Source organism: Pyxidicoccus sp. M15 (genome assembly GCF_056858435.1).
Map to the genome: position 1 here is coordinate 2430824 of NZ_CM166495.1, position 19740 is coordinate 2450563.

The 19740-nt window shown below is 71.6% G+C and carries 18 protein-coding genes; 6 read left to right on the forward strand and 12 right to left on the reverse strand.

All coding sequences use genetic code 11. The features are described 5' to 3' along the window. Positions 1-87 precede the first annotated feature (87 nt). Positions 88-1530 carry an APC family permease gene (locus ACX9TP_RS09805; protein WP_482979457.1) on the forward strand — a complete coding sequence of 481 codons (1443 nt, stop codon included), beginning with the start codon at positions 88-90 and terminating at the stop codon, positions 1528-1530. After that, positions 1527-2126 carry an SAM-dependent methyltransferase gene (locus ACX9TP_RS09810; protein ID WP_482979458.1) on the forward strand — a complete coding sequence of 200 codons (600 nt, stop codon included), beginning with the start codon at positions 1527-1529 and terminating at the stop codon, positions 2124-2126. The genes ACX9TP_RS09805 and ACX9TP_RS09810 overlap by 4 nt, the downstream gene beginning before the upstream one ends. A gap of 15 nt (positions 2127-2141) precedes the next feature. Here ACX9TP_RS09810 and ACX9TP_RS09815 read toward each other — a convergent pair whose 3' ends face one another. The 5 genes from ACX9TP_RS09815 to ACX9TP_RS09835 form a co-directional block, all read right to left on the reverse strand. Then, the gene (locus ACX9TP_RS09815; protein WP_482979459.1) at positions 2142-3434 is read right to left on the reverse strand and encodes a pyridoxal phosphate-dependent aminotransferase; all 1293 of its coding nucleotides are present in this window, start codon (positions 3432-3434) and stop codon (positions 2142-2144) included. 54 nt (positions 3435-3488) lie between these two features. Next, positions 3489-4295 (reverse strand): hypothetical protein, encoded by an 807-nt coding sequence (locus tag ACX9TP_RS09820; RefSeq protein ID WP_482979460.1) that lies wholly within the window; start codon positions 4293-4295, stop codon positions 3489-3491. 161 nt (positions 4296-4456) lie between these two features. After that, positions 4457-4933, reverse strand: a complete 477-nt coding sequence (dps, locus tag ACX9TP_RS09825) for a DNA starvation/stationary phase protection protein Dps (protein WP_482979461.1) — start codon at positions 4931-4933, stop codon at positions 4457-4459. Positions 4934-5061: 128 nt separating this feature from the next. Beyond that, complete coding sequence (locus ACX9TP_RS09830) at positions 5062-5586, reverse strand: carboxymuconolactone decarboxylase family protein (RefSeq protein ID WP_482979462.1); 525 nt, start codon at positions 5584-5586, stop codon at positions 5062-5064. Positions 5587-5592: 6 nt separating this feature from the next. Next, complete coding sequence (locus tag ACX9TP_RS09835) at positions 5593-6147, reverse strand: peroxiredoxin (RefSeq protein WP_482979463.1); 555 nt, start codon at positions 6145-6147, stop codon at positions 5593-5595. Between the two features lie 217 nt (positions 6148-6364). On the opposite strand from ACX9TP_RS09835, the gene ACX9TP_RS09840 reads away from it, so the two are divergent. Further along, entirely contained in the window at positions 6365-7975 is a 1611-nt protein-coding gene (locus ACX9TP_RS09840; RefSeq protein ID WP_482979464.1) for a sigma 54-interacting transcriptional regulator, read from the forward strand. 7 nt (positions 7976-7982) lie between these two features. Here ACX9TP_RS09840 and ACX9TP_RS09845 read toward each other — a convergent pair whose 3' ends face one another. Both ACX9TP_RS09845 and ACX9TP_RS09850 read right to left on the reverse strand, forming a co-directional pair. Then, a complete protein-coding gene (locus tag ACX9TP_RS09845; protein ID WP_482979465.1) occupies positions 7983-9299 on the reverse strand; it encodes a cation:proton antiporter in 1317 nt (438 codons plus the stop codon). A gap of 108 nt (positions 9300-9407) precedes the next feature. Next, positions 9408-10760: a hypothetical protein gene (locus tag ACX9TP_RS09850; protein ID WP_482979466.1), complete on the reverse strand. Its 1353-nt coding sequence runs from the start codon at positions 10758-10760 to the stop codon at positions 9408-9410. Positions 10761-10986: 226 nt separating this feature from the next. Between ACX9TP_RS09850 and ACX9TP_RS09855 the strand changes: the two genes are divergently transcribed. Beyond that, entirely contained in the window at positions 10987-11562 is a 576-nt protein-coding gene (locus tag ACX9TP_RS09855) for a Uma2 family endonuclease (RefSeq protein WP_482979467.1), read from the forward strand. A 3-nt stretch (positions 11563-11565) separates the two neighbouring features. Here the strand turns inward: ACX9TP_RS09855 and ACX9TP_RS09860 are convergent, their stop codons facing one another. The 3 genes from ACX9TP_RS09860 to ACX9TP_RS09870 form a co-directional block, all read right to left on the reverse strand. Beyond that, positions 11566-12441 (reverse strand): 5-oxoprolinase subunit C family protein, encoded by an 876-nt coding sequence (locus ACX9TP_RS09860; RefSeq protein ID WP_482979468.1) that lies wholly within the window; start codon positions 12439-12441, stop codon positions 11566-11568. Continuing rightward, positions 12441-13727, reverse strand: a complete 1287-nt coding sequence (locus ACX9TP_RS09865) for a LamB/YcsF family protein (protein ID WP_482979469.1) — start codon at positions 13725-13727, stop codon at positions 12441-12443. The genes ACX9TP_RS09860 and ACX9TP_RS09865 overlap by 1 nt, the downstream gene beginning before the upstream one ends. A gap of 298 nt (positions 13728-14025) precedes the next feature. Next, positions 14026-15579, reverse strand: coding sequence for a c-type cytochrome (locus ACX9TP_RS09870; protein WP_482979470.1), 1554 nt, complete (start codon positions 15577-15579; stop codon positions 14026-14028). Positions 15580-15721: 142 nt separating this feature from the next. Between ACX9TP_RS09870 and ACX9TP_RS09875 the strand changes: the two genes are divergently transcribed. Then, positions 15722-16858, forward strand: coding sequence for an aminotransferase class V-fold PLP-dependent enzyme (locus tag ACX9TP_RS09875; protein WP_482979471.1), 1137 nt, complete (start codon positions 15722-15724; stop codon positions 16856-16858). A gap of 5 nt (positions 16859-16863) precedes the next feature. Here ACX9TP_RS09875 and cysK read toward each other — a convergent pair whose 3' ends face one another. Continuing rightward, positions 16864-17787: a cysteine synthase A gene (gene cysK, locus ACX9TP_RS09880; RefSeq protein WP_482979472.1), complete on the reverse strand. Its 924-nt coding sequence runs from the start codon at positions 17785-17787 to the stop codon at positions 16864-16866. Positions 17788-17805: 18 nt separating this feature from the next. Further along, entirely contained in the window at positions 17806-18651 is an 846-nt protein-coding gene (gene epsC, locus ACX9TP_RS09885) for a serine O-acetyltransferase EpsC (RefSeq protein ID WP_482979473.1), read from the reverse strand. A gap of 196 nt (positions 18652-18847) precedes the next feature. Here epsC and ACX9TP_RS09890 point away from each other — a divergent pair, with 196 nt between their 5' ends. Further along, complete coding sequence (locus ACX9TP_RS09890) at positions 18848-19696, forward strand: Fpg/Nei family DNA glycosylase (protein ID WP_482979474.1); 849 nt, start codon at positions 18848-18850, stop codon at positions 19694-19696. Positions 19697-19740 lie beyond the last annotated feature (44 nt).

Here is a 19740-nt window from a genome sequence, read left to right on the forward strand (position 1 = left end):
GGCCGGGTGACCGGAAGTCGCATGGCTCGCGGGGCCTGGACCCCGGGCGCAGCTTGTTGCGTGCGGCGGACAGTCGGGAGCGACTCCATGCGGGAGCAGCAGGCGATGGCGAGCAGCCGGCGAGCACCGGCATCCCGGGAGGGCCCGGCGGCCCCCTCGCCCTCGCTGCGCATCTTCGACACGGTGGCGCTCACCGTCGGCATCGTCCTGGGGGCCGGCATCTTCAAGGCCCCGTCCCTGGTGGCGGCGCAGACGGGCAGCGGCGGGGCCATGCTGCTGGCGTGGCTGCTGGGCGGCGTCGCTTCGCTGGTGGGGGCCCTCTGCTACGCGGAGCTCGCCAGCACCTGGCCGCACGCGGGCGGGGAGTACCATTACCTCCACCGCGCGCTCGGGCGCGGGCCCGCCTTCCTCTTCGCGTGGGCGCGGCTGACGGTGATTCCCACCGGCTCCATCGCGCTCCTGGCCTTCGTCTTCGGGGACTACGCCTCGCAGCTCGTCCCGCTGGGGCCGCACTCGTCCGCCGTGTACGCGGCGGCGATGGTGGTGGGGCTGACGGCGGTGAACATCGCCGGGCTGCGGCAGGGCACGCGCACGCAGAACCTGCTCACCGTCCTGGAGGTGCTGGGTGTGGTGGCCATCAGCATCGCGGGGCTGCTGCTCGCACCGGAAGCCCCCGCGGCGGCGGCACCCGTGGCCACCGCGGCACCCGCGACGACGTCGTGGGGGCTGGCCATGGTGTTCGTGCTGCTGACCTATGGCGGGTGGAACGAGGTGGCCTACCTGTCCGCGGAGGTGCGGGGCACGCGGCGCAGCCTCGCCTGGGCGCTGCTGGCGAGCCTGGGCTTCGTGACGGCGCTGTACCTGCTGGTCAACGTGGCGTACCTGCGCGGCCTGGGGCACGCGGGGATGGCGGGCTCGGAGGCGGTGGCCGCGGACCTGATGGCGCGGGCGCTGGGCACCGGGGGCGCGGTCGCCATCAGCGTGCTCATCGCCATCTCCGCGCTCACCTCCGCCAATGCCACGGTGCTCACCGGCGCCCGCACGCACTACGCCTTCGGGCGCGACAGCGTGCTCTTCAACGGGCTGGGGAAGTGGCACGCGCGGGCCAACACGCCCACGCGCGCGCTGCTCGTGCAGGGGGCGGTGACGCTGGCGCTGGTGGGGCTGGGGGCGATGACGCGGCAGGGCTTCCAGACGATGGTGGAGTACACGGCGCCCGTCTTCTGGCTCTTCTTCCTGCTGACGGGGGTGTCGCTGCTGGTGTTGCGCGTGCGCGAGCCGGACACCCCGCGCCCCTTCCGCGTGCCGCTGTACCCGCTCACGCCGCTCGTCTTCATCGGCCTGTGTGCGTACGTCCTCTACTCGAGCATCGCGTACACCGGGCCCGGCGCGCTGGCGGGGCTGGCCGTGCTGGGCACCGGCGGCGTGCTGCTCGCCGTGGAGGTGGCCCGCACCCGCCGCACGCCGCGTGGCAGCCCGCGCCGCGCGCGGCTCTTCCCCAGGCTGCAGAGACCGAAGGAGGTCACATGAAGCGCTCCATCCTCATGCTGTCGCTCGTGGTGGGAGCCACGGCCTTCGCGCAGGACGTCGACGTCCAACAGTCCATCCAGGTTCCGGAGCCGCCGGAGACGGCCATGCAGAAGGCTCCGGAGGTGCCCTTCGTCCCCACGCCGGAGCCCGCGGTGGAGGGCATGCTGAAGCTGGCGGGGGTGAAGCCGGGAGACGTCGTCTACGACTTGGGCAGCGGGGACGGGCGCATCGTCATCTCCGCGGTGAAGGGCCACGGGGCGGCGCGGGCGGTGGGCGTGGACATCAACCCCGAGCGCGTTGCCGAGGCGAACGAGAATGCGCGAAACGCGGGCGTGGAGGACCGGGTGGAGTTCCGCCAGGGGGACTTGTTCGACGCGGACATCGGGGACGCCACCGTGGTGACACTGTACCTGCTGCCCTCCGTCAACGAGCGCCTCAAGCCGAAGCTGCTGGCCGAGCTGAAGCCGGGGACGCGCATCGTGTCCCACGGCTTCGACATGGGGGACTGGCAGCCGGACAAGGAAATCCAGGAGGGCGGCCGCACGCTGTACCTGTGGACCGTCCCCGAGCCCGGGGCCGTCCGCTCGGCGCGGTGAGGCCGCCCGGGCCCGTCAGGGCTTCGGCGGCGCGGAGTGGGGCGCGTGGGTCTGGTGCAGCACCAGCGCCTCCAGCCGCGAGAGCGCCTTGTCCAGCACCTCCATGGAGGGGCCGAAGGACAGGCGCACATAGTTGCGGAAGCGCGAGGGCCGCCGCGCGCGGCGCTTGCCGGGATTCACGTCGAAGAACTCGCCGGGCACGGTGATGATTTTCTGCTCCAGCGCGGCGCGGAAGAAGCCCATGCCGTCGTTGAGCGGCGGGGGCAGGCCGGACACGTTGCCCCAGACGTAGAACGTCCCGTCCGGCGCCCGGTCCGTGCGGATGCCCAGCCGCTCCAGCCGCGAGTGGAACATGTCCCGCTTCTCGCGGAACGTCTTGTGGATGGCCAGCGTCTCCGCCACCACCAGATCCTCCTGGAGCAGCGGAATGGCCGCGCGCTGCAGCGGCCGGCTGCCGCCGCCGTCGAGGAAGCTGCCCGCGCTGGACACCGCCTCGATGACCTGCCGCGGCCCCAGCGTCCACGTCATGCGCCAGCCCGGATAGCGCCAGTTCTTGGTGAAGCCGTCGAAGATGACGATGGGGTCCTTGTTCACGTCCTCGACGTAGCGCGCGGCGCTCTCCACCGGCAGGTGCCCGGGGCGGCCCGTCCAGATGTAGTGCGAGTAGAACTCGTCGATGAGCAGCGAGCACTCCTGCTCGCGCGCGACGCCCACCCAGCGCGCCAGCTCGTCCCCCTGCACCAGCTTGCCGGTGGGGTTGCAGGGGTTGGAGAAGAGCAGGGCGGACAGGCCGCGGCCCTGCACCTCGCGGCGCAAGTCTTCGGAGGTGAAGGCGTAGCCGCGGTCGCCCTCGAGGAGGATGGGGATGGCGGTGAACGCCTTGAAGACGTCCAGCAGCTCCTCGTAGGCGGTGTAGTCGGGCAGGAAGTGGCCCAGGTTGACCGAGCCCAGGCTCGCCGCCGCGCGGGTGAGGGCCGCGCGCCCGCCGCCGGACAGGCACACGTTCTCCGCGCTGTACTGGCTGGGCAGGCCCTTGCGGTAGAGCTTGTTGTAGAGGCTCGCGATGACCTCGCGCACCTCCCACAGCCCCGCGACGGGCGCGTACTCCATGTCCGCCACGTCGATGTTCACCGAGCCCAGCCGGGGCGGCGCGCCGGGCAGCTCCCCCGTCTCCGGCTGCCCCTGGCCCAGGTTGCACCACTCGGGGTCGCTGGAACGGTAGCCGCGGCGGCTCGCCTCGGCGGTGACGTAGATGACGCCCGTGCGGGGCACGGAGCGGAAGGCCGGAATCGTGACGTCGTCGCTCACGGCGGCACACCCTAGCGGAAGTCGAGCGCGCGCGTCCCGGGACTGAAGTGCCTGCTAGCGGACGATGGGCACCGTCACCGGCTCCTTGTCATCGACGGTGACTTCCACCTTGCCCACGCGCCACAGCACCTCCTGGAACCGGGCCTCCAGCCGGTGGCCGTCCGCGGTCTCCAGGACGGCGGTGCCCTCCTTCGGCAGGTACTGGCCCACGTCATAGAGCAGCGAGGTGAGGGTGAGGCGGTCCGTGCCGTCCGGGCCCGTCAGCGTGCCGGGCCCGTCCAGCACCATCTCCGAGCCGCCGATGACGGGCACGCCGCCGCGCAGGCCCACCCGGCCGTCGATGTGGAAGGTGTGGCCCTCACGCCCGGGCACGCCGCCCTCCACGTCCGCGAACAGGCGCGTCTCGTCGCCGCAGGTGCCGTAGCCGACCTCTGCCTGGAGGTTGTGCCCGTCCACCGTCAGGCCGCGCAGGTCCGCGTGCACCTCCATCAGGTCTTCACCGCCGCGGTAGAGGAAGGCCGCCTGCCCGGTGAAGCGCAGGCCGTGGATGTCGCAGCCACCCGCGTCGAACCGCATCACCACCGCGTCCGTCACCGCGTCGTGGGCCTCCACCGTGGCGGTGGCGCACGCGTACCGCGCATGCACCCCTTCCGCCGCGCGGCTCACGAAGGAGCGCCGGGGCTCGCCGCACGTGTACACCGGCAGCACGCCCAGCACCTCCAGCGCGCCGCGCGCCTGGTGGGCGGCGGCCACGGCGCGCTCCACCGTGGCGCGCGCGGCGTCCACCTCCTCCTTCGTGGGCGTCTCCGCGCCGCAGGCGGCGGTGAGGACAGCGAGGGACAGACAGGCGATGCGTCGCATGGGGCGCTCCTGGGGTGGTGGGACTCGCACCCCTCCAGAGCAACCCCCGTGCCCCACGCAACCCCTTGAGAAGAGGCGGCATGGCCACCCCGGGTGCGTGAAGCACCTTGCACACTCCGGGCGGGCCTGCCCCGGGTGCGCGGTGCCTCACGCGCGGTGCGTCAGCCTTCCAGAGACGCCCGCAGGAACCAGGCGTGCTTCTCGAACTCGGTGATGATGCCGGTGACGAGGTCCACCGAGTCCGTGTCCTGGTTCTCCTCGAACGTCTTGCGGCTCTGGCGCAGGCCGTCCAGGTAGACCTCGATGCGCTCGGCCAGCAGCTTCACGTGCTCCATGTCCTTCGAGGTCTCCTGCGGGTAGTCCGGCAGGCGGCTCGTCTTGCCCACGTGGCGGCTGGTGCCGTAGGCCTTCGCGCCCAGCGTCACCGCGCGCTCGGCGATGGAGTCGTTGTGGTTGGCCAGGCTCACCGCGAAGGTCTCGAACAGCGGGTGCAGCGCGGCGAACTGCGGGCCCTTGATGTTCCAGTGGGCCACCTTGATTTGCGAGTGCAGGTCCAGGCCGTCGGCCAGGCGGGCGTTGAGCGACTCGGCGATGGCGGAGCGGGCCTTCTCGGGGAGGGGGCTGGGGCTTCGGTACATGGTGTCGTTCCTTTTCTTTCTCGTGTGCTTTGCCAGTTCAGATGCCCGGCAGCCGGAAAAGGAGCGCCCCCCGGTGTTTCCACCGGAGGGCGCCTTGAATCAGTTGCGATGTCTCGCGACAGGAGGGCTTAAGACTCCAGGCCCACCGCCGCGGCGTGAATCACCGCCGCGACCCGGACTGCGTCGTGCACCTGCTCCTCGGAGAGGCCGCCCTCGAGGACGACCTTCTCGTGGGACTGCATGCACATCTCGCAGCCGTTGATGGCGCTGACCGCGAGGCAGACCAGCTCGAAGTCCACCTTGTTGGTCAGCACCTGCGCGAGCCGGTTCATCCGCAGCCCGGCGCGCTTGGTCGAGTAGGACTCCTTCCCGATCATGTGCCGGAAGCGGTAGTAGACGTTGTTCATCGCCATCAGGGACGCCGCGGCACGCGCGTCCTCGATGACCGGCTCCGGATTCGTCAGGGCCTTCTTCGCCTCGTTGAGCATCGCCTCCTTCAGCCGCTCGTTACGCACGGCGAAGGCGGAAGCGACGGCCACACCCCAGCGCTGCTCCGGGGTGAGGCTCCCTCCCTCCAGGACGGCCTGGAGGTTGAGGCGGGTGTCCTTGTGGGCGTCCGCCAGCTCAGAGCGGACGACTTCGAGCGAGGCCATGGTGCCTTACCCCGCCTTCGCCAGCTTCTGGGTGAGGGTCTCCTCGCCCTTGGTCCAGTTGCAGGGGCACAGCTCGTCCGTCTGGAGCGCGTCCAGCGTGCGCACCGTCTCGGAGACGTTGCGGCCCACGGACAGGTCGTTCACCGTCACGTGGCGGATGATGCCCTCGGGGTCCGCGATGAACGTCGCGCGCAGCGCCACGCCCTCCTCCTTGTGGAGGATGCCCAGCGCGTTGCACAGCTCGTGCTTCAGGTCCGCCAGCATCGGGAAGGGCAGGCCCTTGAGGTCCGGGTGGTGCGTGCGCCACGCGTGGTGCACGAACTCGCTGTCGGTGCTCAGGCCCAGCACCTGCGCGTCGCGGTCAGCGAAGTCCTTGTTCTTCTTGCCGAACTCCGCGATCTCCGTGGGGCAGATGAAGGTGAAGTCCTTCGGCCACGCAAACAGCACCAGCCACTTGCCCTTGTAGGTCTCGTTCGTGATGTCCTGGAACTCCTTGCCCTTCTCCAGGGACACGGTGGCCTTCACCTTGAAGTTCGGGATCTTGTCGCCAACGGTCAGCATTACGACTCCTTGGGGGTTGGGGGGCGCCCTCATGGACGTCCCAGGGAATGTGTGATGTGCCAACTTCTAAAGCAGGCCCCGTGCCAGTCTGTGACTTCAGTGATTCCAGGGGGTTGAAAACTCCCCCCGACGGGTCGGTGCCAGCGGGCCGGTGAATAACGAAATCTCGGTGGGTTTCGCCACTGCAATTTCGGTGGACCGCTATTACTCGTGCATCATGTCGGACGAAATGTCAGGCCGAATCGAAGGCGCGCAGGATGCTCGGGACCTGGTCGAGCTGGCAACCACGGAAGACTCGGTGGGGGACCTGCTCCGTCGGGGACTGGACTGGCTGACGCGGGTGGTGCGCTTCGACCTGGCGACGGTGTTCCTCCTGAAGGAGGGCCGCCTCGTCTCGGTGGCCGCGCGAGGGCCCCTGGCCAACGCGAAGGTGCGGCAGCACTCGCTCAACCTGGCGGAGTTCCCGTCGCTGCGCCACGCGCTGGAGACGCGGCGCGCGCGCGCCTTCACGGAGGAGGACCACTCGCACGGGGACGGGGACCCGTTCGACGGCGTGCTGGACCTGCCGCCGGGGCACTCGTGCATGGTGGTGCCCTTGTGCGCGGGCGAGCGCTGCTACGGCGTGCTGTCCTTGGACAGGGCCGAGTGCGAGACGTACCCGCAGCCGGTGGTGGACCTGGTGGAGGTGTACGGGCAGATGCTGGCCACGGCGATTCAGGCCGCGGAGCAGCGGGCCACCTTCGAGCAGATGCACCGGCAGGACCACGAGCACGCGAAGCTGCTGGAGGCGCAGCTCGGCGGTGAGTCGGAGGGCATCCTCGAGACGTCGCTGAGCCCCATCATGAGGGACTTGTCGCGTCGTGCGCGGCAGGTGGCGGAGACGGACACGCCGGTGCTGATTACGGGCGAGACGGGCACGGGCAAGGAGCGGCTGGCGCGGGCCATCCACCGGTGGAGCGCGCGGGCGGACGAGCCCTTCGTCACCCTCAACTGCGCGGCGATTCCGGCGGGGCTCCTGGAGAGCGAGCTGTTCGGCCACGTGAAGGGCGCCTTCACCGGGGCCACGCGCGACAGGGCGGGCCGCTTCCAGATGGCGCACGGGGGCACGCTGCTGCTGGACGAGATTGGCGAGCTGCCGGTGGAGCTGCAGGCGAAGCTCTTGCGGGCGCTGCAGGAGAAGACCTTCGAGCCGGTGGGCGGCGACAGGACGGTGCGCGCAGACGTGCGCATCCTCGCCGCGACGCACGTGGACCTGCAGCAGGCGATTGCGCAGAAGCGCTTTCGCGAGGACCTCTACTACCGGCTGAGCGTCTTCCCGCTGCGGCTGCCGCCCCTGCGCGAGCGGCGCGAGGACCTGCCGCAGTTGTGCGCCTTCCTCCTGGAGGAGCAGGCCCTGCGCACGGGCCGGCGGGGCATGCGGGTGACGCCAGCCGGGCTGGCGCGGCTGGAGGCGTATGACTGGCCGGGCAACCTGCGCGAATTGGCCAACGCGCTGGAGCGCGCCACCATCCTCTCGCGCGGCTCGGAGCTGGGGCCGGATGCGTTCGATTTGCCGGTGCGCGGCGCCGCCGGGGCCGAGGACGGCCGTGTCGGGGCTGCCGTGGCGGAGGCCGCGTCGGCGGAGGCGCCGCTGAAGCAGGGCGCGGTGCCCACGCTGGCGACGGTGCAGCGCGAGCACATCCTGCGGGTGCTGACGCTCACGCGCGGCCGTGTCTACGGGCCGGGTGGGGCGGCGGCGCTGCTGGGCCTCAAGCCGTCCACGCTGCAGAGCCGGATGAAGAAGCTGGGCATCGCCCGGCTGGACCAGTTCGTCGTGGACGAGGTGTGAGCCAGGCCTATGCGGGGGCCTCGCGCCGCCGCTCGTGCGCACGCCCCTCGTAGCGTTTCATCAGCGGGGTGACGGAGATGCCGTGCACGGCGATGGACACGGCCACCACCCACAGCACCAGCGGGAGCAGCCGGTGGGCGAGCCCGCCTTCCAGGCCGTGCTCGATGGCGTAGAAGAGGTAGTAGAGCGAGCCGATGCCCCGCACGCCGAACCAGGCCATCAGCCCCCGCTGGTGGGGGTCGGTCCGTGAGCCCACCAGCGACAGCACGACGGACAGCGGCCGGAGCACGAAGAAGAGCAGCGGCGCCAGCCACAGCACCTCCGGCGGGAAGGGCGTGACGGCCAGCAGCAACCCCAGCACCACCACGACTGCCACCTCGGCGATGCGCTCCAGCGCCTCGTTGAAGCCCAGCACCGCGTTGGCCATGTACGCGTGCGCGTGCTCGGGGCTCGTGGCCGCCTCCAGCTTGTCCGCGGCGCGCGCGGCCTCCTCCACCTGCTCCGCCGGACGCGAGCCGGTGTGCTTGCGTTCGATTCGCCGCAGCGCGAGGCCGGCGGCGAACACCGCGAGGAAGCCGTAGCCCTTCACCAGCAGCGCGGTGCCATACGAGAGCGCGATGAGGCCCAGCGCCAGCAGCTCGTCCAGGCCCACGGCCTCGCGGTGGTGCTTGCGCAGGTAGAGCACCAGCCGGCCCACGCGGTCTCCCAGCACCACGCCCACCATGAGGCCCGCCGCCGCGGCCCACAGCACGTCCACCACCACCCAGCGCCACAGCCCCGTCCCCAGCTCATGCAGGCCCAGCAGGCCCAGCCCGAGCATGACGAAGGGGAAGGCGGTGCCGTCGTTGAGGCCGGCCTCGCCGGTGAGGCCGAAGCGCAGCCTGTCCCTGTCCAGCGCGTGGGACACCTGCACGTCCGACGCGAGCACCGGGTCCGTGGGCGACAGGATGGCGCCCAGCAGCAGCGCCGCGCCCAGCGGCAGCCCGAGGGCGCTCACGCCCACCAGCGCCACCAGGGCCACCGTGAGCAGCATGGCCCCGAGGGCCAGCCGCAGGGAGACGCGCCACTCCCGGTCCGACACGGGCAGGCGCAGCTTCAGCCCCGCGCTGAAGAGGGAGATGATGACCGCCACCTCGGTGACGCGCTCCAGGAGCGCGGCCTGCTTCAGCGGGTGCAGGTGGCCCAGGCCCAGCCGCCCCAGCGCGAAGCCCACGCCCAGGTAGAGCAGGGAGGTGGACAGTGGCAGGCGCTTGAGCACGGAGCCGCCCAGCGCCATCGCCACCAGGAGCAGCCCGATGATGAAGAACCAGGCGATGGACTCCATAGGAGTGACCTAAGTTGGTCACTCCGGAGCCTCATCCCAAGGTGTGGCGGCGTCGGAAGTCGCCGCCTGGCCGGCCGCCTGGGGCACGGCCGGGCGGGCTCGCGGGGTTCAGCGGGGCGCGTTCGGCAGCGGGTACGTGGTGGCGCGGCCGAAGGGCTGGTCGAACAGGTGCGGGTCCGACTGGCGCGTGCGGAAGAGGTCGATGATGTAGTCCATCCGCTGGCCCAGCTGGCTCCAGTCCTTGGCCCCGGTGCCCTTCAGGCTGTCGGGGCTGTGGTCCAGCTTGCCGAGCAGCGCCTTCAGCTCCGGGTTCTGGATGGAGCGCAGGTGCGGCGGGAAGAGGGTGGACTCCATGCCCTTGGGCGGGGGCAGGTCATTGCCAATCTTGAGCGCGCCGCCGGGGACGGCCAGCTTCATCATGTGCTCGGTGGCGATGCGCCGGAACACGCCCGCCGCGCCGTCCACCACGGGGTTGAGCAGCGCGTCCACGGCGCCTGACTTCAGCGCGGCCTTGCCGGCGAGGTTGGCGGGGAAGGGGAGCCCGTTGATGGCACCCTCGACGGACTGCTTGAGGATGTTCCGGAAGACCTCCTTCACCGGCGCGTTGAGGGCCCGCTCGACGTAGGGCTGCAGCTGCGTCTGCTCGTGCAGGCCAATCTTGTTGTTGGCCAGGAGCATCAGCTCGGCCTTCTTGTTCGGGTCCTTCTCGGTCATCGCCTGCGCGTAGTGGCCGAAGGCCTCGCGCAGCAGCGGCTTCTCCTTGGGGAAGCTGTCCAGGTACGTCTGCAGCTTCGCCGGATCGGGCTTCGTGTCGCCCTTGAAGGTGTCGACGAAGCGGGCGAACTCCTGGCCAATCTCGTTGAAGACGAACTGGTTGCCGCCGGCGATTTCCTCGCTGACCCGGGCGAGCGCCTGCTGTCCGGCCGCGCCGATGTCCCCGAGGGGCAGCGCGGGCAGGCCCAGCTTGCGCAGGAAGTCGTCCACCTTGCCCAGGGGGCCCATGACGCCGCCGGCGCCCTTGAGCACGTCGTTGAAGACCTTGGGCATGTCCTCGCCGCGGATGCTCACGCCGGCCTGCTTCGAGGCCCACGTGCCGAAGGTGGCCCAGTTGGCGTTGTCGTCGCCCACCAGCTTGCCCATGGCGTCGGACAGGTCGTGGTAGCCCTGCGTAATCGCGTAGTTGCGCGCCACCGGGTCCTTCATGGCGGCAATGGCCTTCACGTCCGCCGCGGTGGGGTAGCTGCCCGGGGCGACGGCGCCCGCGGCGGGCGCGGTGACGGGAGAGGACAGCGCCACGTTCCCCGCGCGGCCCTTGCCCGAGTCGAACTTCGAAACGCCCACCGAGTCCGCGCGCGCGGCCGGGGCCTTCGGGGCGGGCTTCACCTCATTGCGGGGGACGGCCGGCTTGGGCGTCTCGCTGGGGCGGGGCTGGATGCGGGGTCCGGAGACAGGCGTCTTCATGCCGACAGTATCGGCCATTGAGGAACTGAAGTTGCGTGCCCGGCACCGACTCCTACCCGGGGTGTGGGTGGGGGCCGCGAAGCAGGGGATTTGCCAGGGGGCCCGGTCGGCTGTCAGACCCAGGGAGTAGGAAGGAGTGGACACACCATGGAAGGTGGGGTTTCACTCCTGGGAGGCGGGGCCGATGATGGACGGGTTGGATGTTGGAGGACAGGGGAGCATCGGGATGGGCAACGAGACGAAGCGGCGCGCGACCTATGCGGACCTCGAGGCGCTGCCCGAGAACATGGTCGGGCAACTCATCGACGGCGAGCTCATCGCCATGCCGCGGCCCGCGAGCCCGCATGCGGTGGCGCATTCCGCGATTGGCGGACTGCTGTTCACGACCTTCCAGGCCGGACAGCGGGCTCCAGAGGGCTGGTGGATTGTCGACGAGCCCGAGCTGCACTTCGGCGAGGACGTGCTGGTTCCGGACATCGCCGGCTGGAGGCGTGAGCGCATGCCCCAGATGCGGCGAGTGCCCTTCTTCACCCTCGCACCGGACTGGGTCTGCGAGGTGCTCTCTCCGTCCACCGCGTCGCTGGACCGCAAGCGCAAGCGGGAGATCTACGCGCGCGAGGGCGTGGAGTACGTCTGGCTGGTGGACCCGGCCGCTCGCACGCTGGAGGTGTTCCGGCGGCAGGAGGGGCAATGGGTGGAGCGCGGCACGTACTCCGGCGAGGCGCGCATCCGGGCCGAGCCCTTCGAGGCCCTGGAACTGGACCTCGGCTTGTTGTGGCCTCCGGAGCTGGAGGCGCCCTGACCGTCACACGGTGGGACGGAAGCGCTCCAGGTGCCGGTGCCACGCCTCGCACGCTTCCTTGACGCTGACGGCGACGAAGCGCACGGGTGTGCCCGGACGGCGCGCGCAGAGCCGGCCCCAGTCCGCGCGGATGACGGTGGCGATGAGCGGATAGCCGCCCGTCGTGGGGTGGTCCGGCCCGAGGACGATGGGCTCTCCCGACAGCGTCACCTGGATGGCCCCGCGCGCCATGGGGCGCGACGTGCCGGCCCCTTCGTCGCCATGTGCCAGCGCCGTCCCGCGCAGCCGCATTCCCACCCTGTCACTCGCGGGGGACACGGTGAAGGGGTCCGCCAGCAGTGACGCCCGCGTCGCCACGCCGAAGCGCTCCAGGTCCGGACCGAGCGTCACCCGGATGGGCGCCGTCACGTCCAGCGCATCCCCGAGCTCCAGTGTCTCCGTCGCGCCGCCACCGTCGCCCAGCGGCAACGCATCTCCCGGACGCAGCAGCCGGCCCTCGTGCCCGCCCAGCCGTGCCACCAGCAGCGTGCCGCGTCCGCCCAGCACCTCCGGCACCGCGAGCCCACCATCCACCGCGACGTAGCGCACGCTCGCGGACTCCGGGGCGGGCACGGTGAAGACCTCTCCGTCCGCCACGCTGAAGGTCCGCCCGTCCACGGACACGCGCATCCCTCGCCCGCGCCCCCGCAGCTCCAGCCTGCCGAAGGTCTCCAGCGCCGCCGCGCCCCCCGGGTTGCCCACCGCGCGGTTGGCCAGCGCCAGCAATTCCGGTACCCAGGCCCCTCCCGGGGGCACGCCATGGTGCATCTGCCCCGGCCGTCCGGCGTCCTGCACCGTGGCGGGGCCGCCCACGCCCATGATTTCCAGCCAGCCCGCCATCAGTCCACCCGCTCGAAGCGCACCCGGTCCCCGAGCCGCAGCACCGCGCCGTGCTCCGGCGTGAAGGCGGTGAAGTCCAGCGCGGTGCCGATGAGGTTCCACCCGCCGGGCGAGGCGAAGGGGTACACCCCCGTGCGACCGCCCGCGATTCCCACCGCCAGCGCCGGCACCCGCGTGCGGGGCGTGGCCAGCCGGGGCACGACGATGCGCGAGTCCACCTCGCCCAGGTACGCGAAGCCCGGCAGGAAGCCCACGCACCGCACCGTGTACTCGCGCGCCGCGTGGAGCCGCGTCACCTCGTCCCGCGTCAACCCCGTGCGCGCCGCCACCGCCTCCAGGTCCGGCCCGTCGTAGCGCACGCGCAGGAGGGTGGGCGGGCGCGCGTCCGGAGGCGGCGGCATCCGCAGCAGCCGTGCGAGCGCCAGCCGGGGTTCCTCGGGCGGCGCATCCGGGTCGAAGTACACGCAGGCGTGCTCCTCGGTGATGACGGCGTCCACCACGCGAGGCAGCGCGCTCAGGGCGTCGCGCACGGCCCGGCGCTCCAGGCCCTCCGGCAGCGCCAGTCTCAGCGCGCCCTCGCCCAGGGCTTCCGCGCGCAGGGCGAGCGCATCCAGCGTGGCGCGCACCTCGCGGGCCAGCTCCACCGCGCCCGGTGTGTCCCCGTGCACGCAGAGGGTGTCCACCGTGCCGGCGGTGGCCAGCCGCACGGTGTTCTCCCGGGCCCTCGCGACGTCGGTGAGCACGGCCCCGGGCTGCCCGCGCGGAATGAGCGAGCCGTCTGCCCGGGTGCCCCGGTCCGCGAAGCCCTCGCGCGCGTAGGCGAGCCCCGCCGCCCGGGCCGCGTCGCGCAGGGCGCCCGTCCCCGGACCGATGACGGTGATGCTCCGCCCCAGCGCCTCCACCACGCCCTCCACCACCGCGCGAGCCAGCTCCGGAGCGGCATTGGCCGAGTGATAGAGGGCGCCATGCGGCTTGGCGTACCGCACGGGCACGCCCTGGCTGGCCGCGAGCCGCGCGAGCCGGGCGCACTGGCCGGCCACCTGGCCGCGCAGGACTTCGGGCGAGACTTCCAGGGCCTTGCGGCCGAAGCCCTCGCGGTCCTCGTAGGAGGGGTGGGCTCCGGCGCGCGTGCCATGGCGGGCGCACGACTCCAGCGCGCGGCGCATGGACGCGTCGTCCCCCGCGTGCCCGCCACAGGCGATGTTGGCCACGTGGGCGAGCGAGTAGAGCTGCTCGTCCTCCCCGGGCAGCTCGCCCAGGTCGATGTTGAGGAGGCACTCCGTCATGGGGGGCCCACGCTACGCGAGGCGGCCCCCGGGCGCAGCCTTCCCTCCTCGGGAGCACGCGCGGGGCAACAGGCATGGCGGATGGAAGTCACACGTGCCACCCCGGGGCAGGGGCCGGTTAGCACCGGAGTGGCACGCGCCTCGGGGGTGGAACCAAGAACCACTCCCGAGGAACTTCCACTCCAGATACGCCGCACCGGCTTTTCTCTGGCAATTACGCCCGTCATTTCCCACCCGGGCCGGGTGGAAATCACGTCACCTTCCCAGGTCGGCGCGGCGACGACGGAGGCGGAGGACTTCAGCGGGAGGACGGCAGCGAGGCGGGGCCACCGGCCTTCACCCAGCGCACCAGGGCCCGCGCGGTGCGCTCGTCAATCAGGTCCGCGTAGGTGGGCATGGGTGTGCCCGGGAGGAACTGTTCAGGATTGCGGACCCAGCGCACCAGGTCCGCGTCGCTCCGGCCCGAGGCCCGCGCGAGCCGGTCGTGGTAGCGGGCGCCGGGGCCATGGCAGCTCGCACAGCCGAGCTGCACGAAGAGCTTCGCCGCATCCACCTTCGGCTCGGGGGCCCGGGGCTTGCGCTGGGGGGCCGGTGCGGTGGAGGAAGCGCGGGGGGCCGTGTCCACCGCGCCCGTGCTCGATGGCGAGGCGCTCGCGACCACGGAGCCGCCCGCTGTCGGCGCGGGAGCCACCGTGCCTGTCTTCGGCTCCGCGCTTCCCACCCCAGGGCCCATCTTCGAGGTCGCGGAGCCGCTGGCGGCTGGAGCTCCCGCCACCGTCCCGGAGCCCGTGGACGACGGAGCGCTCGCGGCGTCCTCGTGCTGGCTCAGGGCGGCGGCTTCGGCCACGGAGCTCGCGGTGTCCGCGTCGGTGCCCCCGGACGTCTCCGCGCTCGCCCCCTCCCAGGCCGGGCGCACGGAGGTGGCGGTGAGGCGCGGCCGGGCCCCCTTCACCTCGTTGTCCTGCTCGGGCACGGAGCGCAGGAAGTCATAGAGGGCCCGGGCCTCCACCGCGTCCATGCCCCGGAAGCGCGGCATGGGCGCGCGCAGCGCGGAGCCATCCGGGGCGAGCCCATCTCTCACCGCGCGGGTGAAGTCCTCCAGCGTCCAGTGCGCCAGCCCCGTCTCGTGGAAGGTGATGTTGCTGGAGCGGACCTTCTTGCCCTCCATGTCCAGGAAGGTCATGCCGCCGGCGAAGACGTCGTCACCCTCCGTCTTGGTCGGGCTGAAGCCGTCGGTGTGGCACGACGCGCAGTCGTACACGTCATGCGCCATATAGCGGCCGTACTCCAGGGTGGCCGCCTTCGCCGGCACGGGGATGCCCGAGGCGGGGCGCTCCACGGGCTCGTTGCCGGTGATGACGCGGAAGCCCAGCCCGCCAATGAAGCTGAACTCCGAGCGCGGCGCCGGCTGCGCATCCGGGGCGAACAACGGGTCCCCCGAGCGAATGAAGCCCAGCACCGCCGCGAGGTCCGCGTCGCCCATGGCGTAGCTGGGCATCACCATCAACCGCCCATCACGGCTCACCGCGTAGCGGATGGCCCGCGCCAGCTCCTCGTCCGTCGCGGAGCCCACACCCGCCGTCGGGTGGGACGTGAGGTTGGCCGCGTAGAAGCTCCCCATGTACGAGGGCAGCTCCCGCAGCGGCGCGCCGGAAGCCGTCTCGGTGTTGCCCCGGTGGCACGCCTCGCAGCTCGCATGGAAGATGGTGGCGCCCCGCGCCAGCGCCGCCGGGGACGTGTCCGCTCGAATGGGAGGGTAGGGCGCGCGCACGGTGCCCGCACAGCCCGCCAGCAGCAGCGTGAGCCCCGCCAGCAGCGTGTTCCTCACGGCTCCCCCGGCTTCTCGGCGCATGCGGTGCCCTCGTCTCGTGGCCAGCACCCGACGAATACCGCATCCGCCCGCCGCGCGGGAGGGAGGGGGGCGTGCCACGGGGTGGACACCACCCCCACGAGAAGCACCCGTGGTGAAGCGGCCAGCAGGTAGAGTCGCGCGCATGACGCGCTCGCTCGAGTCCTACCGCGCCCTGTTCCCCGTCCTCCAGGAGCAGCTCTACCTCAACCATGCCGGCGTGGCCCCCACCAGCCTGCGGGCAGCCGAGGCCGTGCGCGGCTGGATGGACGACCTCGTCTACCACGGCATCAAGCACGAGCGCGGCTGGGAGCGGCACTGCGAGCACGTGCGCGGGCTGGCGGCGCGGCTCGTCAACGCCGAGCCCGGCGAGGTGGCCTTCGTGCGCAACACCAGCCACGGCCTGGGCCTCGTCGCGGAAGGGCTGGACTGGAAGCCCGGGGACGAGGTGGCCGTGGCCTCGTCGCTGGAGTACCCGTCCAACGTCTACCCGTGGCAGCACCTGAAGGACCGCGGCGTGGCGGTGCGCGAAATCGAGGTGTCCTCCGGCGGCGTCACCCCGGAGGCGGTGGCCGCGGCCCTCACCCCGCGCACGCGGCTGGTGGCCCTGTCCTCCGTGCAGTTCGCCACCGGCTACCGCGCGGACCTGGATGCGATTGGCGCGCTGTGCGAGCGCGCGGGCGTCCTGTTCTGCGTGGACGGCATCCAGAGCGTGGGCTGCATGCCCGTGGACGTGAAGAAGAGCCGCATCCACTTCCTCAGCGCGGACAGCCACAAGTGGATGCTCGGCATCGCCGGCATCGGCTTCCTCTACGTGGCGAAGGACGTGCTGCCCCGACTGCGCCCGGTGCTGGTGGGCTGGCGCAGCACCACCGACGCGTGGAACTTCAACCGCAGCCACTTCGAGCTGCGCACGGATGCCCTCAAGCTGGAGGAGGGCAGCGCCGCGTACACCGGCATCTACGCGCTGGGCGCCGCGCTGGAATTGCTGCACGAGGTGGGCGTGGGCGTCATCGAGACGCGCATCCACGCGCTGCTCTCGCGGGTGGAGGAGGGGCTGCGCGGGCTGGGCTGCGATGTGGGGCCCTCGCCGGAGCACCGCGCGGGCATCCTCACCTTCCTGCCTCCGGACGGGGACGCGCGGGCGCTGGGCGCCTGGCTCGCCGAGCGCGACGTCGCCCACTCCGTGCGCCGGGGGCGCGTCCGCCTGTCACCCCACTTCTACAACCTGCCCGAGGAGATGGACCGGTTGGTGGAGCTGGTGCGGACGCGCCTGGGCTGAAGCGGCTACTGCTGGGCGGGGAAGAGCGTCTCGATGGAGAGGTAGCGCTCGCCGGTGTCGTAGCAGAAGCACAGCACGCGGCTGCCTTCCGGCATGTCGCCAATCTTCTGACTCACGGCGGCCAGCACGGCGCCGGAGGAGATGCCCACGAAGATGCCCTCCTCGCGCGCGGAGCGGCGGGTGAACTCGAACGCGTCCTCCTCGTTCACCTGGATGGCGCCGTCGAGCGCCTCCTTGTGCAGGTTCTTCGGGATGAAGCCCGCGCCAATGCCCTGGATGGGGTGCGGGCCCGGCGCTCCGCCGCTGATGACGGGCGACTTGACGGGCTCCACCGCGAATACCTTCAGCTTCGGCCACACCTTCTTGAGCTCCTCGGCGCACGCGGTGATGTGGCCGCCGGTGCCCACGCCGGTGATGAGGTAGTCCAGCCCGTCCGGGAAGTCCTTGAGGATTTCCTGCACGGTGGTGCGGCGGTGCACCTCGATGTTGGCCTCGTTCTCGAACTGCTGCGGCATCCACGCGTTGGGCACCTGGGACACCAACTCCTGCGCCCTTGCAATGGCGCCCTTCATGCCCTGGGCGCGCGGGGTGAGCTCGAAGGTGGCGCCGTAGGCGGCCATGAGGCGGCGGCGCTCGATGCTCATGGAGTCCGGCATGACGAGCACCAGCTTGTAGCCCTTCACCGCGGCCACCATGGCGAGCCCGATGCCGGTGTTGCCGCTGGTGGGCTCGATGATGACGCTGTCCTTCTTGAGGATGCCGCGCTTCTCCGCGTCCTCAATCATGGACAGGGCGATGCGGTCCTTGATGCTGCCGCCCGGGTTGGCGCGCTCGAGCTTCATGTGCACCGTGACGCGCGAGGGGAACAGTCGGTTGATGCGCACGTGCGGCGTGTTACCGATGGTCTCCAGGATGTTGTTCGCCTTCATGGCTTGGGCCTCGTCGGGTCAGATGTGGAACTCGAGTGCGTCCAGCGTTCCATCCGCGCCGCGGGGACGCACCTCGCTGCGGCGGGTGACAACGGACTGCGGGGGCACGCTCTGCGTGAGCCAGGCGTTGCCGGCGATGATGCTGCCCCGGCCCACCACCGTCTCTCCGCCGAGGATGGTGGCGTTGGCGTACACCACCACGTCGTCCTCGATGGTCGGGTGGCGCTTCTTGTCCGCCAGCGCCTTCTCCACCATGAGCGCGCCCAGGGTGACGCCCTGGTAGAGCTTCACGTTGTCGCCGATGAGCGTCGTCTCGCCGATGACGACGCCGGTGCCATGGTCGATGACGAAGCGCCGGCCGATGGTGGCGCCGGGGTGGATGTCCACGCCGGTGCGCTGGTGGGCGTACTCGGTGAGCAGGCGCGGCAGCAGTGGGAAGCCGAGCACGTGCAGGGCGCTGGCCACGCGGTAGATGGCGATGGCGTAGAAGCCCGGGTAGGTGAGGATGACCTCGTCCACGGTGCGCGCGGCGGGGTCTGCCTCGAAGATGGCCTGGGCGTCCTGGCGCAGCCACTCATAGAGGTCGGGCAGCCGCTCCATGAAGCGCGCGGGCAGCGACGGGCTGATTTCGGCGTACATCGGGGCGAGCGTCTCGCGGATGCGGTGGAGGCTGGCCTCCACGGTGGTGACGTCGCGGCGCACGGCGGCGGCGGTGCACTCCAGGCGCTCCGCGAAGTGCGGGAAGAGCAGGCCGAGCACCTGGCTGACGAACTCGGGGGCCGCGCGACGCACGTCTGGGGGGAAGCAGTGGCGCTGCCGGGCATCGAGCAGGGCCGCGACCAACCGGGAGTTGGAGTCGTCCATGAGCGCCTCCATTTAACGCGCCGTGTGTGGGTGCCGCACGGCTTGAATGTCGCCCCTGTCCCGGAACCCGGCCCGGGGCCCCTCAGATGTAGGACAGGGGACAGGCGGACGGAGCCGGGCGGGCCGCTCCGGCCGGAGGCCGAGCAGGCAGCGGGGGGCCGATGGCGGGGCGGAAGGGGGTGGGTTACCCAGGGGGATGCCTGAAGGAAACATCATCCACCGGGTTGCCCGGGTGCACCGCCGCTGGCTCGTGGGACGGCGCTTCACGGCGGACTCGCCGCAGGGGCGCTTCGTGGACGGGGCCCTCGTCCTGTCCGGTCGGGTGCTCACGGACGTGGAGGCGCACGGCAAGCACCTGTTCTACACCTTCGAAGGTGGCGTGCGGCTGCACATCCACCTGGGGTTGTTCGGGCTCTTCCGCCACTTCCGGGGAGGGGCGCCCCGGCCCTCGGAGGCGTGCCGGCTGCGGCTGGTGTCCCCGTTCGCCACGCTGCACCTGGCGGGGCCCAATGCGTGCGAGCTGCTGGCGCCGGAAGAGGAGGCCGCCCTGCGCGCGCGGCTGGGCGAGGACCCGCTGCGCGCGGACGCGGTGCCCCAGCGGGCCCTGGCGCTGCTGCGCCGGACGCGTGTGCCGCTGGCCCAGGCGCTGCTGGACCAGTCGCGAATCTCGGGGGTGGGGAACATCCTGCGCGCGGAGGGGCTGTTCGTCGCGGGCCTGCCGCCGCTGATGCCGGCGTGTGAGCTGGACGACGCGGGCTTCGCGCGGCTGTGGGAGGTGCTCCGGCGGATGCTGGCGGACGGCGCGAAGGACGGCCACATCGTCATCCCGGGGGCGCCGCCCGTGGCGGACGCGGTGCCGGGGAAGAAGCGCGCGGAGCGCTTCTGTGTGTACGGCCGCAACGGGTTGCCGTGTCCACGCTGTGGCGCGAAGGTGCGGAAGCAGGAGCTGGGCGGGCGGGGGCTGTATTTCTGTGCCGGGTGTCAGGGCGTGGACGCGGTGCCTCGCGTGGCCAGGACTCGGCGGCGAGGTGTCAACGCCGCGTAGTCCTGCCCTCGCGCACGCTTGCCGCGCCCCGGGTGGCGGCGGGA

Excerpts from the sequence above, each read along its gene's own strand:
- ACX9TP_RS09810 (WP_482979458.1), top strand. The coding sequence starts at position 1,527 with ATGAAGCGCTCCATCCTCATGCTGTCGCTCGTGGTGGGAGCCACGGCC.
- ACX9TP_RS09870 (WP_482979470.1), bottom strand. The coding sequence starts at position 15,579 with ATGCGCCGAGAAGCCGGGGGAGCCGTGAGGAACACGCTGCTGGCGGGG.
- epsC (WP_482979473.1), bottom strand. The coding sequence starts at position 18,651 with ATGGACGACTCCAACTCCCGGTTGGTCGCGGCCCTGCTCGATGCCCGG.
- ACX9TP_RS09850 (WP_482979466.1), bottom strand. The coding sequence starts at position 10,760 with ATGAAGACGCCTGTCTCCGGACCCCGCATCCAGCCCCGCCCCAGCGAG.
- ACX9TP_RS09820 (WP_482979460.1), bottom strand. The coding sequence starts at position 4,295 with ATGCGACGCATCGCCTGTCTGTCCCTCGCTGTCCTCACCGCCGCCTGC.
- ACX9TP_RS09860 (WP_482979468.1), bottom strand. The coding sequence starts at position 12,441 with ATGGCGGGCTGGCTGGAAATCATGGGCGTGGGCGGCCCCGCCACGGTG.
- ACX9TP_RS09890 (WP_482979474.1), top strand. The coding sequence starts at position 18,848 with ATGCCTGAAGGAAACATCATCCACCGGGTTGCCCGGGTGCACCGCCGC.
- dps (WP_482979461.1), bottom strand. The coding sequence starts at position 4,933 with ATGTACCGAAGCCCCAGCCCCCTCCCCGAGAAGGCCCGCTCCGCCATC.
- ACX9TP_RS09865 (WP_482979469.1), bottom strand. The coding sequence starts at position 13,727 with ATGACGGAGTGCCTCCTCAACATCGACCTGGGCGAGCTGCCCGGGGAG.
- ACX9TP_RS09845 (WP_482979465.1), bottom strand. The coding sequence starts at position 9,299 with ATGGAGTCCATCGCCTGGTTCTTCATCATCGGGCTGCTCCTGGTGGCG.
- cysK (WP_482979472.1), bottom strand. The coding sequence starts at position 17,787 with ATGAAGGCGAACAACATCCTGGAGACCATCGGTAACACGCCGCACGTG.
- ACX9TP_RS09805 (WP_482979457.1), top strand. The coding sequence starts at position 88 with ATGCGGGAGCAGCAGGCGATGGCGAGCAGCCGGCGAGCACCGGCATCC.
- ACX9TP_RS09855 (WP_482979467.1), top strand. The coding sequence starts at position 10,987 with ATGGGCAACGAGACGAAGCGGCGCGCGACCTATGCGGACCTCGAGGCG.
- ACX9TP_RS09840 (WP_482979464.1), top strand. The coding sequence starts at position 6,365 with ATGTCGGACGAAATGTCAGGCCGAATCGAAGGCGCGCAGGATGCTCGG.
- ACX9TP_RS09835 (WP_482979463.1), bottom strand. The coding sequence starts at position 6,147 with ATGCTGACCGTTGGCGACAAGATCCCGAACTTCAAGGTGAAGGCCACC.
- ACX9TP_RS09830 (WP_482979462.1), bottom strand. The coding sequence starts at position 5,586 with ATGGCCTCGCTCGAAGTCGTCCGCTCTGAGCTGGCGGACGCCCACAAG.
- ACX9TP_RS09875 (WP_482979471.1), top strand. The coding sequence starts at position 15,722 with ATGACGCGCTCGCTCGAGTCCTACCGCGCCCTGTTCCCCGTCCTCCAG.